Source organism: Trichocoleus sp. DQ-A3, from assembly GCF_039961975.1.
Classification (GTDB): Bacteria; Cyanobacteriota; Cyanobacteriia; order Cyanobacteriales; family FACHB-T130; genus FACHB-T130.
Genome location: NZ_JAMPKC010000010.1, coordinates 64,415 through 77,838, shown reverse-complemented (window position 1 = coordinate 77,838; position 13,424 = coordinate 64,415). Strand labels below are relative to the sequence as shown.

Below are 13,424 nucleotides of genomic sequence, written 5' to 3'. Positions count from 1 at the left end.
AGTATTTATTTCTTTAGCTTTATTTCTAGCTAAGCTGAAAATAATTGGGGAGAGGTTCTTGAATGCAGGAAGAATTTTATTGGTAATCCTTCTTTTATTTTAAACGTCTTTCTTTTAAAGTGCCATGATTGACTAATTCATAAATTAATATTTCGTAGCAAAAACTATAGCAGAAATTTTAATCTTTCTTAATTGTTCATAAAGTAGCGATCGCTCATCTAACTCCTTTAATTGTTCGGCTCAAGAGAGCGATCGCGCTTCAGCCAACTAACTTTATTATTCATAGGATGGGTGGAGCAGAAGCAAAACCCATCAAACCTTTGCCAAGATTGGATTCACTGATACTGCCAGCATTTGTGCTACGAAATGGTTACGCAAATGTGACAATGACTTCAGCCATTGGTATATTAATATTTCGTTCTCTACCAAAAGGTGTAACACGATAGAGGATGTATTTGTAATACTTTCACGAACAGCATCCAGAACTCAACGCAGCTTCCAAAATTACACAGTTAATTCAAGCATCCTAACTTAGTTCTGGAAGTAGCCTCAGCAGCAAGTTACAAACAGGAGAGGAGACGCTTGTGATTCTTTCCCGAAAAAGTTTTAATTATTCTCTGCTCATATAAAATAGTGAGGTTGTCGAAGAAACGAACGGCTACTTAGAAGAGCATCCCCTATTTATAGGAATGGCTGTCGCCAGAGAAGCAAGACGCTAGCTCAAAATGCCAGCTTAGCAATATCACTTTGTTTGCTCAATGCTATGTACAACCAGAACCCAGCTTTTATCTCTTCTGTTGCCAAGCAAAACAATTTTCTAGAATTCCAAGCAATACTCTTATGCCAAGAACCTCATAACAGAATTTCGCTGAATTAAACTAAACTTCAAGTTATTTTCACCGCCAAGTATATTGTCATGAAAACCGAAACCAAATCTGCACAAACTCCCAAACTGATTACACTCAACTGCTCTGGTGGCATTTCATTGGGTGCTTATATGGCAGGAGTTTTTTATGAATTGACGAAAGAATCCGTCAAGCCTGAACCGAAAGTGATTATTGATATTATTACTGGATCTTCAGCAGGGGCAATGTCTGGTGTCATCGCCGCCTACTGCTTACTTCAAGGAAAGGTAGATCCACCTTTTAAATTCGATCAACGACTCAAATTTTCAGAAGAAGAGCATAAAAGCCCTTTGTATCAAGCCTGGGTTCAACAAGCCGATATTCAAAAAATCGATAGCTTTTCGGTAATGCTATCTAGTTTTAAAGATGGATTTCAAGCGACGATAGAAAGTTTTGCCGATAGCTTTGAAGCAACCCTAGAGAAATATAAAAAGAGTTCTAATCCACTTAGAAAAGGTTTTTATAAGCTTTTTCATCGTTCTAAAGCCTCTAAATCTACTCCCCAAACAAAACGCGAAAAAACCAATCTCAGCGTTCTTTCTGGTGAAGCAATTGAAAAAATTGCCGAACTTGTTATCAAGCCTCCCCAAATTACAGAAAATACGAAACCCCTGGCGCTTTTAATGACGCTTACCAACTTGCAAGGACTTCTTGAACAAATCAATCTCACCGATGCACAAGGACATTTGGAACAAGAAATTGAAACGATTACCAGTTCAGAGACTCGTCAATTTCTTTTTCATTCAGGAATTCCTCAAGAAACAATGAATAAGATGTGGGCCAAGGCAGTAATGGGGGGTCGCGCTTCCGGCGCTTTTCCGGTTGCTTTTCCACCCATTTGGGATCATTCTGATATTAGTAGTATCAATCTTAAAGACCTCAGTGATGACTACTTTAAAACACCCAAAAGACAAGAACTGAAGGAAGAAGGGCTAGGCGCTGTACGTGAAAGCAAGGCAGATGATACACATTTAGTATTTCTGTATACGGATGGAGGCATCCTAGATGGTCTACCTATTTTAAAAGGAATTGAACTAGAAAATGATTTGCGCTCCAATCAAATACACAAAAAGGAGCGTTCAAGTCAGTTTCAGGAGGAATTTACGGCACAACAGCCATCAATTAATACAGAACGATTGCACGTGTATATCCGTCCAGTTCCCGTAGAAAATTTGAATAGTGCAAAACGCCTAACCCAAGGGGAATTTTCGACACTAGAAGTTGGATTGAGTGGCTTAACGCTGCCAAAATCAGAACATGACTCGCTCCGCTTAAGAGAAATTCAAAAACGAAATCAATTAGCCTTAGCAAAGGAAAAATTAATAGAAGCAATTGAAGATAAAAATTTTGGAGATATCAGCCAGATTGAGAAAATTATCGAAGAAGCAATCCCTTATCGGCACATAAAGCTTCGTCCAATTACTCCAGCAATTATCGGCGAAATTGCTAATTCTAGAAGTAATGGAATAAGCAGGCTGCAACCCATCTACGATAATCTACCCAAAAATATTAAAGCTTCTCTGCAAGAAGGAAGCGCCGCAGAACTACTCGCATCAGATTTCCTGGGTGCATTTGGTGGTTTTTTTGACAAACGTTATCGAGATCATGATTTTCTATTGGGGCGAATTTGTGGAATTACTTGGTTACACCAATACTGCAATGTAGAAATTACAGAAGCAGAAGTAGATACGATAGTAAGACAAATCAAGAAATATCTGCTAGCACAAGATCCGCAACCTGCGGATCTGAAACTTAGTCAAAAAATTAGGATTGCTAGAATAGTTTTACGCGCTTTGAGAATTGTATTAACTGAATCAAAAATTATTGGATTGATTTGGTTATTCGTTTTTGGAATCCTGAAAGTATTAGCGATTTCAGGGTTAGCAATTCTTGAAATTTTGGCAACTGTATTGATTGTGGTTTCTGACTTGATGGAGAAAGCACAAAACAGGATGTTTGGCAACGAAAAAGTATAAAAAAATGTGTCTGACTACTGACATTGTTGGTGCTGCCATTGAGCGATCGCAACTTCGTCCACCTCGTCGATACACACAAGCTGAAATGGAACCCTCTCCGCTAGCAGACAGAAAGCGGGATTGCCCTTGTTTTCCTTGCGAACGGGGGAAGCGATCGCTTCCTATCCCTAAAATACACCCAAGAATAATTGCTCAGAAACAACCGAAAACTGGTAGCGTCAGACAAAGGAGACGATTATTACAGGACGTTAAGGTTTGAAAACGCGCTCTAGTTACTGGCATCTACTGCCATACATCCGCCCTCAGTGGAAAACCATCGCGCAAGCTTTCGCTTGCACGTTAGGGGTTACAGTATTCTGGCCCGTCCAGGCGGCACTTGCAGGCAAAATCGCCAATTTCATTGGACAAGGCGATATGGCAGCACTTGCCCAGTTAGCAGGAGTGCTGGCAGTCGTTTTTCTCGTGCAGAAAATCCTGATGTATGGACAGGATTCGCTGATGGCGAAAGCCGCCCTTTTCGTTGCCTTTAACTTACGCAAGCAAGTTTATACTCACCTACATCGTCTCAACTTTGGCTACTTTGAAACTGCACAAACCGGCGATTTAACTTACCGTCTCACCGAGGATATTGACCGAGTTGGGGAAGTCGTCAATAAAGTTTTCCATGACTTTATTCCCTGCGTGTTGCAGCTAATCGTCGTACTGGGCTACATGATTTATCTCAACTGGCAGCTGACATTGGCAACGTTTATCGTCGCACCGCTGATGGGCGTTTTAATTGGCTGGTTTGGCGAACAGATGCTGAAGTTTTCTCGCCGCAGCCAAAATCGCGTCTCTAATTTATCGGCGTTGCTGACAGAGGTGTTTAGCGGAATTCGTCTAGTACAAGCTTTCGCCGCCCAAGATTATGAAATTGCCCGTTTTGCCCAGGAAGCTGAAGAAAACCGGAAAGCGAAGTATGCAACTGAACGGCTAAAGGCGATTCAGAATCCTGTGGTTGGATTTTTGTACGCGATGAGCGTTTTACTGCTGTTTTTCCTCGGTGGCTGGCAAATTTCGATTAATAATCTGACTGGGGCAGAATTTGTTAGCTATATCGCAGCAGTGGCGTTACTGATTGACCCGATTGCCCATCTCACTAGCAATTACAACGAATTTAAACAGGGTCAGGCATCGGTCGATCGGATTTTTGAACTGATGGCGATTCAGCCAACCGTGGTGGAAAAGCCGGGTGCCGTTGAGCTTCCGGCGGTCACGGGTAAGGTGGAATACTGTAACGTTACCTTTGCCTATCCGGCACTAAATTCTCCAAGTCCTACCTTCTCAGAGGATGACAAAGAAGGAGTGCAACCTCTTTCTAAGTCGGGGCAAGGAGGAACTCCGGTGCTGCAAAATTTGAATTTGCTGGCACACTCCGGAGAAATGATTGCCTTAGTGGGGGCGTCGGGTGCGGGTAAAACGACTTTGGTAAATCTTCTTCCCCGATTTTATGACACCCAAGCGGGTGAAATTTTGATTGACGGGACTAATATTCAGGATGTGACGCTGCGGAGTCTGCGGCGGCAAATTGGGATTGTCCCGCAGGAAACGATTCTATTTTCTGGGACGATTGCTCAAAATATTGCTTTTGGACAAGCGCAGTTTGACCTCAAGGACGTGCAGGTGGCGGCAGAGATTGCCAACGCCCACCAGTTCATTACCCAATTTACACAGGGTTATCATACCTGGGTGGGGGAGAGAGGGGTCAATTTATCGGGGGGGCAGAAGCAGAGAATTGCGATCGCGCGTGCTGTTTTGCTGAATCCTCGAATCCTCATCCTGGATGAAGCAACCTCCGCCCTGGATTCGGAATCAGAAGCCTTGGTGCAGGAAGCCTTAGAACGGATCATGAAAGACCGGACTGTTTTTATCATCGCCCACCGCCTTGCCACAGTGCGCCGCGCTGATCGAATTCTGGTTGTGGAACAGGGGCAGATTATGGAATCTGGAACCCATGAAGAATTGCTGCACAAGGGCGATCGCTATGCCCGATTTTACGCACAACAGTTCAGTCAGGTCTAGGCTGATGATGAATGACCGATCATCCATCCCTACTCCCATCTACAATTCCTCTAAATAACGCAGTAAATCTGCCATTTCTTGGGTACTGGGCTGAAACTGGGGCATGGGCGGTGTATCCCCACTGATGACTTGGTGAATGATTCTTACGCGAGACTTGCGCTTAGAGATGGCTTCCAGACTTGGCCCCACTCGACCGTGTGCTTCCAATCCATGACATCCCGCACAGTTCATTTGAAAAATCGCGTGTCCCTTCACGGAGTCGCCCGTTAGGGTCAAAACTGTCTTGACATAAGGATCGGAGACGCGAAACAGGTTAACCCCAACAAGTGCTAAGAGGATGACCAGGAAAGCAGCCAATGCCATCAAGCTGAGGCGCTGCATCAGGATTTCAGGTTTAGGTAGCTGGTTATCCAAAGGTTTTTGAAAGTGAGATGTAAGGGCAGTTTTTGATCGGGGCGCAAGCGATCGCTATGCAATGAACGAGTATAGCGATATGTGTGGTTGTGTATCGATAAAGATTTCGATTCATATACATAGCTTAAATTTTCTAGAGAGTCGAGGCAAGCGTAGTTTTCTCCAGCCTGCTACTGGAATCGGAGATGCCTTGAAATTGTGTCGCTACAGGCTCACCCGTTCTTCCGCTCTAGCTTGTAGGATGAGAAACAGGCAAGAAACGTTAACAAAGGAGTACTGACGTGGTAGAACCCCTGCTTTCTGGTATCGTGCTTGGTTTGATTTTAGTCACCCTCGCGGGACTATTCTTCGCTGCCTATATGCAGAAAAAGCGCGACAACAAACTAGGAGTATAAAAGTGCTGTAGGGGCGCGGTTCTCCCGCCCTCCTGAGTCAGCTGAGTGAGGTGGGCACAGCCCACCTTTTTAAATGGTTGTAAACTTTCAGATGCTGGCTGGGCAATAGAAGGTAAGGGCAGTGTTGCCGTAAACCTTTTGGCGACAGATTTCCAGTGCGGGAACGGGTTCAACCGTCCAGTTGTTAGGACTATGTTCCACTGCGAATTCACCGCCTTCAGCCAGCAGTTGATATTGTGTGATCGCTTCCAGCACCGGCTGATATAATTCACTCGCATAGGGCGGGTCAAAGTATATCCGGTCGAACTGCTGACCGCCAAGGGTTTTCAATCGTTGAACGACATCTCCCCGCAACACCTGAAATTTTTGCTCGTCTTGAGCGACTTGCTGCCAGTTTTCCTGGATAATGGCGCAGGCGCGATTCCACTGTTCAATTCCGACGACGTAGCTGGCACCCCGACACAATGCCTCTGCGCCCATCGAACCACTACCGGCACACAAATCCAGCCAGCGACAACCACTGATGTTGCCCTGCCAAATGTTAAATACTGCTTCCCGCACTCGTCCTAGCGTGGGTCGGGTTTCCTGACCTGGTAAAGTTTTGAGGAGGCGATTGCCGTAGATTCTGAGGCTCATAATTAGGTCAGACGTGCCGCTACGCTAAGGCAACTTTACTATGCGGCAACTTCGGTTCGCACCTGGGCAACAAAGTTGGATAATATTTGCAGTCCGCTGGTAGAAGATTTTTCCGGGTGGAACTGCACAGCCATCAAGTTATCACGCGCGATCGCAGCCGTCACCGTTTGGCTTCCGTGGGTGATGGTGGCGGCGCGGATTTGAGGATCGACGGGATCGACGTAGTAAGAATGGACAAAATAAACCCAAGGCTGAGACGGTAACTGCCGCCAGATTGGGGCATCCGGTTGGGCGATTTCTAGTTGATTCCAACCCATGTGGGGAATCGTCAAGTTAGGTTCAGGTCGAAATCGTCGCACCACACCGGGGATAATGCCTAAACCGGGTTCTTTGCCTTCTTCGCTGGAATCGAATAGAATTTGCAATCCCAGACAGATCCCTAAGAAAGGTTTGCCGGATGCGATCGCTTCTTTGATGGGTTCTACTAGGTGGCGCGATCGCAAGTGTTGCACCGCCGGATCGAAAGCTCCCACTCCAGGCAACACTACAGCATCCGCCCGTGCAATGTCTGCCGGTGAATCCGTAATTTTAGGGGTTGCACCCGCTTTTTCCAATCCCTTACAGGCAGAGTGCAGATTTCCCATGTCGTAGTCGATGACTGCAATGACTGACATTAATATGCGCCTTTGCTGACTTTTGTTGTTTGTGTTGGGTGTCTAGTTCCCTTCTTTTAACTTTACATTCTTTTGTTAAAAATTTCAAAAATATCTCTTTTCACCGTTCGGCAATTCATACTGAATGAATATTTCTTTACCTTCAGGCAGTTGTAATTCCGATATTTTGAAAGTTTTTGAGTTTTTGTCATCTTCCTCAAAGTATCCCCGATGAATTTGAGTGGGATTATATACTTCTACATCCCTTGTCCCAAATCTATCTTCGGAAGAATCTAAAACTATCTTTATTTTATCATTTTCAACGATTATGTATTCTGTGACAGGATCTCCCTCTTGGGTGATACAGATTTTTTTTGCCCCAAGATTACCTTTTTTTAACTTGAATACCCAGCTCAGCAAAGACTTGGTTGAATTGTTTTCATCAAAATTAGTTGATTCCTCTCTAGATGGGCACTCGATTGCTTTCAGCGATTTATCTTTCTTCAACCGCTCAAGTAAAGCCTTTTCTTCTTTTGTAATCTTTTCTTGATTCAGATTGACAGTCTGCGTTTGAGCAGCCTTTTCTAAATTACATCCTGATGCCAGAAGCACCACTCCTAAAATAAGAAGTAATCGTCGCACTTTCTACCTCAACCTCATTTCAACATCTGTTGCATTTGCATCTATTAGACGAAAGACGCATCGACCTAAACATTTGTTGCTGTCAGGCAGATAAGTGGTTAGATTAAGCAAATCCATGCATCCCACAAGACTACTTATGAATCGAAAAATTCTGCTAACGTCATTTACTACCTGGCTTCCCCATCAAAAATCTAATGCTTCCGACGATCTATTACAGGAAGTTGGCAACCTAGACGCTTTATCGCTATCATTGAGTTTTTTAAGACAGCTACCCGTTGATGTTGCTCAAGCAAGCGATCGCGTCTTTGCCAAAATTAACGAATTACAGCCGGATGCCATTATCTGCTGCGGTATGGCAGAGTCTCGGACTCAATTGAGCGTAGAATCCTGTGCGGCTTGTGGAACCACACTGCTAAAAACATCGGTAAATCTAGAAAAACTATTAACAGGCTCAGTCGCAACTGAAATCAGCGATGATGCCGGTAAATTTGTCTGCGAAGGGCTGTATTACTCAGTATTAGACTACTTACAAGAACGCCAAATTAACAGCCGCTGTATCTTCGTTCACGTCCCAATCCTAACTCCGGAAAACTCTTCGGGAATCATGGCAGATTTTTTATGTATTCTGAAGAACCTGGCACTTTCTTAAAGTCCTTGATGTCTTAGCACCCATCCGGAAAATCTTTGGTTAGCATCCTCAGCGAACGTACAAGGACGACTCAGTAAAGTTGTGGCTTCACGGACGAAGTCCGCCTACACTGAACTAACAGTGAATTTAGCTTGCGGAGGCAGGCTTTGTTTGTGTCGTCCCATTTAGTCTGAGGGCACACTTCTTAAGAAGTCTAGTCAGACGATTTTTCCGGATAAGGTCGTTATCGTTTTTAAATATTAATCTTCCCATGTTGCCATTCTTGCCCTTTTTACCCCTTGCTCAAACACCACCGCCGCCACCCAAACCAGCCCCACAAGAGATTGTGCGACCCCAGCCAGTTATGCCTTTACCCGGACAACTGGATAAAGTGCCAATGTTTAACAGTAACAGCCCAGAATGGGTGAAAAGTGAAGGGATTTTACTTTCTACTTTTCCCCCAAATGGTAAAAAGGTGCCAGCGGCTCATCTTAATTTCCCTTTCCAGGGAAGATTTGATTTATTTGCCCACCACTTTAGCCACACTCCCAAGGATTTGCAGACGCTTTATCTGGGCGTAATCTTGCATAATCCGGGTACAAAACCCGTCAAAGTGGAAGTATTGCAAGCGGCAAGTCAGCTAATGCAGAATGCGCCCTATATCAAACTGCCGACTTATGTCGAAAATCCCAACGGAGACGTATATTCCGGTCATGGCGATCGCGCAGTCAACGATGTCATGCGAGGCAAGCGACAAGCTGATTTTCCCGCCCAGCTAGTGATACCACCGGGGCAAAGCCGTTTGTTGATGAATCATCCGATTCCGGTGCGGAATCTAGAAAAGCCTATTAATGGTCGGTCTACGCTAATGAGGTTGCAGAGTAATGGCAAGGTTTATGCAGCCAGTTTAGCGATGTATGCCAAAAAAAATCCAGATGGCAGCGAACGGAAACCAACCCAAGCAGAATGGCAAACTTTACTCGATACAGGCACTTTAGCCGGACCCAGAGATAAAGCCCCCTCCCCTCCAGGGCAAACCAGCGGGCAATTTATCTATAGTCGCGTAGCAGGAGTCTCTGAAGGTTCTGCCTGGAAAGCGCAACTGGTGGATAAACCCAATGCCCAAAATCTCACCATCCCCCAACCCGGTAACGCCATCTCTTATCCCATCAGTTCCCTCAAGTTAGGCACCCTCGGTACAAGTCAAGTGCAAACTGCAAAAATGCTGGTGCGCTATCCGGATACCGCTTACGAAGCACATGGGAACTACGGAGTTGAATACAACCTCAGTTTGCCCTTAATCAACTCCACCAAACAACCCCAAACTGTCACCCTGACGCTAGAAACGCCTTTGAAGGAAGACAGGCTAACAAAAGGAGGATTGCGTTTCCAGAAACCCCCGCATTTTCCAATTTTCCGAGGTACGGTACGGTTGCGCTATAACGATGACCAAGGGAAATCCCTGACGCGCTATGTGCATTTGTGGCACCAAACGGGTCAGGTAATAGAACCACTGCTAACGCTAAAAATGCCACCGGCAAGTCGCCGCCAGGTGCAAGTCGATTTGATATACCCACCAGATGCGACGCCGCCGCAAGTCCTGAGTGTGCGAACTTTAGAAAATACCTCAGCGAATGTAAGTGACAAGTCATTAGTGGAATTGATGCGTGTCCTGTATGGAATTCGGTTTGTACTTTAGTTAAAAAATTTCCTGATGTATTGGCTGCGGGGTTTGCCTCGCTTCCCCATTTCCAAGCGTAGGGACACGGCAATGCCGTGCCCTTACTTTAGACAGACGAGAAAACTAGGCAAGAATTGTTAAGTTATGTAACATCCTCTAATTTAGGCACTTTTGACAAATGCCTAAATTAGTGCTTACTGTCTCAAAAAATTGAAGGTCAATTCAGTGAAAAGCAAATTCATCGAAAAGCAAGTTAATTTTGATAACTGTTGTATTTCCTACTATGAAGGAGGAATTGCCTCAAATTTAGATCCGATACTTTTTATACACGGATGGGGAGTATTAGTTGAACCTTATCAAGAAAGCTTAGATATTTTATCTGAGCGTTATCAGGTAATCGCGCCGGTTTTACCAGGTTTAGGGGACTCAACCGCACCTGAAACAATTCAAAATTCTAATGACTATGCAAAGGTTATCGGTAATTTTGTAAAAAAGTTAAATTTAAAGAAAGTTCATGTAGTTGGACATTCACTAGGAGGCGCAATTGCCATAGCATTGGCAGCTTTGATGCCGTCGATTGTCCGCAGCCTCATCGTCGTAGACAGTACAGGGATTCCTCTGGGTTCTATACCGGAAGTTGTATTGAAAAGGGCAATTGAAATGCCTGCACAATCTTGGCAAATGAAGCTTCAGCCGGTTAGTGCTATTTTTAAAAACTTGTTTTATAACAGCTTATTTAACCTGGAAAACACAATAAAGATGGGATTCATCGCGTTACAAGAAGATATCAGACCAATTTTACCAAATGTTGAATCCCCTTGTTTGATTTTATGGGGAGAAAACGATGTTCTAACGCCGGTAAAATTTGCCCAAGAGTTATCACAAGGAATCAAAGGTTCTAAATTAAAAGTGGTAGAGGAAGGATACCACGAATGGAACCTGTTTTTTCCAGATAAATTTACAACGATTACCTTTGAATTTCTTGCAGAAATTGAGGAGATGTTATTGATAAAGGCATGATCTTCTCTGGGCTTTCGCATACCCTTCGGGAAGGCTTACACCTACGGGCGACGATTTCTGGTTCCAATCGCTGATTTAGCGACTGCGAAAGCCCCTCCTTCCTGCGTGAATTGCCTCAGTTAGAAGAATAGGGGTGCGATCGCATTCGACAGCGGAGAAAATGGTGAGTGCTAACCGTGAGACTCCGAAATCGCTTCATGCTGACTTTTTTGCCGCTTTTTCTTCTCGCGCAAACAAATCCGATCCCGACACCTGCACCTCCTGCACCACCACTTGAGGTCGTGCAACCGCAGGAAGTCCGCGCTTTACCGGGCAAACTGGATGATGTGCCAGTTTTTAATAGCAACAGCCCGGAATTAGTCCAGACAGAGGGAATTTTACTTTCAACCTTTCCCCCCAGCAAAAAAAGCACCTCGGCGGCTCATTTAAATTTTCCCTTCCAAGGGCGTTTTGATGTGTTTGCCCATCATATTGCTAAGCCACCGACGCCGGAAGACTTACGGACTCTCTACTTGGGAATCATCGTGCATAATCCCGGTAAGCAACCCGTCACGGTGGATATCTTGCAAGCAGCCAGTTATCTCAGTCAACCAGATGCGCCATTTATACCGATGGCATCCCACATTGAGAATCCCTTGGGTACTGTGTATGCTGGCCCTGGCGATCGCGTCAGCAATGAGATTTTGCGAGAACGGCGTCAAGCCGACTTTCCCCCTCAGTTGACGATTCCGCCGGGGGAAAGCCGAATGTTGATGAATCATCCGATTCCTGTAAAGACGCTGACGCCGCCGCTGAATGGTCGCTCGACATTGATGCGGTTGCGGAGCAATGCCAAAGTCTATATGGCTAGTTTAGCGATGTATGCGCGTCAAAATCCCAATAAGAGCGAACGCGCACCGACGCTCGAAGAATGGCAGACACTTCTGAATTCTGGTAATTTAGCACAGCCGCGCGATCGCGTTCCGACCTCTCCTGAAGCCAATAAGGGGCAATTGATCTACGGTCGTGTTGCTGGTGTCGCACAAGGTTCTCAGTGGAAAGCCAGACTGGTAGAAAGACCGGGTGCAGTGAATCTGAGCATTCCCCAACCAGGAAAAGCGTTTTCCTATAGCCTCAGCACCGTTCCTCGCGGCACTCTCGGCACCGAACGAGTGCAAAGTGCCCCCATGTTGGTGCGCTACCCAGATACCGCTTATTTGGCTCACGGCAACTATGGAGTGCAATACAGCCTCACCTTGCCGCTGATGAACGATACAAACGACAGCCAGACTGTAACCTTGGCAATACAGACACCAATCAAACAGGATCGCTTGCAAGGAGGACTGCGTTTTCTAGAACCACCGCCTCAGCAAGTTTTTTTCCGGGGCACCGTCCAGATCCAATACACTGATGACCGAGGCTTACCGCAAATTCGTTACGTGCATTTAGTTCAACGGCGCGGTCAGCAAGGCGAACCTTTGATAACCTTGAAGATGCTACCGGGCGATCGCCGACTGGTAAAAGTCGATTTTATTTATCCCCCAGACGCCACGCCGCCGCAAGTTTTAACGGTTAGAACCTTGGAAAAGACTTCCTGAAACCTTGTAACTTAGCCTTTTATCTGCGGGATAATCCCTGACCGCGATTGACATAGGTCTGGACGTTCCGCAGTGCTTGGCTAGCATAATAATCGCCCGGACGCTGCTTTAATGCCCTTTGGAAATTAATCAGCGCGGTGTGATAATCGCCTTTCTTGGAAGCCTCGTAGCCAACTCTCATGTATTTGTCATAGTTTGTTGCTGCTGGGGCACTTGCTGGCGGGGGATCTTGCCCTTTTAAATAGTCTGTAATATTCCAATAAGCGAGTGTGGCATAGCGGTCAGTTGGGCGTTCGGCAAGTGCTGAGCGGAAGTAAGACAAAGCGGCAGGATAATCCTTTCTTTGCGTTGCTGCATACCCCAATCTCATGTACTGGTCATAAGCATATTCCGCACCATAAGTCGGGGTTCCATCGGGATCCTTCGTCGGTGTGGGAACCACGGTCTGTGTGGGTTGAGGAACAGCGACGGTCGTTGTTTGAGCTTGGGTTCGTTGGGCGGGGACAACGAAAGCGAGCGCTAAGAAAGCGGGTAATATTTTTATCCAATTTGTTAGTTTCATAGGGTTTCTCTTTTTGGTTTTTCCCTCTTTTCCACAGGGATATATATTCATAGAATGCCACCTATTTTTTCTTACTACCTCTCCCAGAAGTCAGGGGAAACCCTGATAGAGGGACATTCCTAGCGATAGAAATTTTGCATCTATTCGCTGCATTTTCAACCTATTAGCGCAAACTTCAGTTAAGTCTCATCAACTCATAAATAGGGTTGGTAGTTGGCGCTAACTGCAAATCTATCCAGAGAAAATCTAAATTTTACTTATAATTAGTAATTCT

At 45.3% G+C, this 13,424-nt stretch carries 13 protein-coding genes; 8 read left to right on the top strand and 5 right to left on the bottom strand.

What is annotated here, in order from left to right; all coding sequences use genetic code 11:
* The first annotated feature begins 916 nt into the window (after positions 1-916).
* The 3 genes from NDI44_RS16360 to NDI44_RS16350 are packed head-to-tail and all read left to right on the top strand — an operon-like array spanning position 917 to position 4,942.
* Positions 917-2,881: a patatin-like phospholipase family protein gene (locus tag NDI44_RS16360; RefSeq protein ID WP_190411150.1), complete on the top strand. Its 1,965-nt coding sequence runs from the start codon at positions 917-919 to the stop codon at positions 2,879-2,881.
* Positions 2,882-2,885: 4 nt separating this feature from the next.
* Positions 2,886-3,140: a hypothetical protein gene (locus tag NDI44_RS16355; protein WP_190411149.1), complete on the top strand. Its 255-nt coding sequence runs from the start codon at positions 2,886-2,888 to the stop codon at positions 3,138-3,140.
* Positions 3,137-4,942, top strand: coding sequence for an ABC transporter ATP-binding protein (locus NDI44_RS16350; RefSeq protein ID WP_190411148.1), 1,806 nt, complete (start codon positions 3,137-3,139; stop codon positions 4,940-4,942). Before NDI44_RS16355 ends, NDI44_RS16350 begins: the two co-directional genes overlap by 4 nt.
* Positions 4,943-4,981: 39 nt before the next feature.
* Here NDI44_RS16350 and NDI44_RS16345 read toward each other — a convergent pair whose 3' ends face one another.
* Positions 4,982-5,356 (bottom strand): cytochrome c, encoded by a 375-nt coding sequence (locus NDI44_RS16345; RefSeq protein WP_190411147.1) that lies wholly within the window; start codon positions 5,354-5,356, stop codon positions 4,982-4,984.
* Positions 5,357-5,637: 281 nt separating this feature from the next.
* Between NDI44_RS16345 and petG the strand changes: the two genes are divergently transcribed.
* On the top strand, positions 5,638-5,751 hold the full coding sequence (gene petG, locus NDI44_RS16340; RefSeq protein WP_190411146.1) for a cytochrome b6-f complex subunit V: 114 nt from the start codon (positions 5,638-5,640) through the stop codon (positions 5,749-5,751).
* Between the two features lie 87 nt (positions 5,752-5,838).
* Here petG and rsmD read toward each other — a convergent pair whose 3' ends face one another.
* From rsmD to NDI44_RS16325, 3 genes are all read right to left on the bottom strand, one after another.
* Entirely contained in the window at positions 5,839-6,387 is a 549-nt protein-coding gene (gene rsmD / locus NDI44_RS16335; protein ID WP_190411145.1) for a 16S rRNA (guanine(966)-N(2))-methyltransferase RsmD, read from the bottom strand.
* Between the two features lie 38 nt (positions 6,388-6,425).
* Positions 6,426-7,061 carry an imidazole glycerol phosphate synthase subunit HisH gene (gene hisH / locus NDI44_RS16330; RefSeq protein WP_190411144.1) on the bottom strand — a complete coding sequence of 212 codons (636 nt, stop codon included), beginning with the start codon at positions 7,059-7,061 and terminating at the stop codon, positions 6,426-6,428.
* 84 nt (positions 7,062-7,145) lie between these two features.
* Entirely contained in the window at positions 7,146-7,682 is a 537-nt protein-coding gene (locus tag NDI44_RS16325; RefSeq protein WP_190411143.1) for a DUF4362 domain-containing protein, read from the bottom strand.
* Positions 7,683-7,818: 136 nt separating this feature from the next.
* On the opposite strand from NDI44_RS16325, the gene NDI44_RS16320 reads away from it, so the two are divergent.
* From NDI44_RS16320 to NDI44_RS16305, 4 genes are all read left to right on the top strand, one after another.
* Positions 7,819-8,331: a peptidase C15 gene (locus NDI44_RS16320; protein WP_190411142.1), complete on the top strand. Its 513-nt coding sequence runs from the start codon at positions 7,819-7,821 to the stop codon at positions 8,329-8,331.
* Positions 8,332-8,581: 250 nt separating this feature from the next.
* The gene (locus NDI44_RS16315; protein WP_190411141.1) at positions 8,582-10,009 is read left to right on the top strand and encodes a DUF3370 domain-containing protein; all 1,428 of its coding nucleotides are present in this window, start codon (positions 8,582-8,584) and stop codon (positions 10,007-10,009) included.
* 207 nt (positions 10,010-10,216) lie between these two features.
* Positions 10,217-11,011: an alpha/beta hydrolase gene (locus NDI44_RS16310; RefSeq protein ID WP_190411140.1), complete on the top strand. Its 795-nt coding sequence runs from the start codon at positions 10,217-10,219 to the stop codon at positions 11,009-11,011.
* Between the two features lie 197 nt (positions 11,012-11,208).
* Positions 11,209-12,588, top strand: coding sequence for a DUF3370 domain-containing protein (locus tag NDI44_RS16305; RefSeq protein ID WP_190411234.1), 1,380 nt, complete (start codon positions 11,209-11,211; stop codon positions 12,586-12,588).
* Positions 12,589-12,607: 19 nt separating this feature from the next.
* On the opposite strand, the gene NDI44_RS16300 is transcribed toward NDI44_RS16305, so the two are convergent.
* Positions 12,608-13,150, bottom strand: a complete 543-nt coding sequence (locus tag NDI44_RS16300) for a hypothetical protein (RefSeq protein ID WP_190411139.1) — start codon at positions 13,148-13,150, stop codon at positions 12,608-12,610.
* Positions 13,151-13,424: the final 274 nt, after the last annotated feature.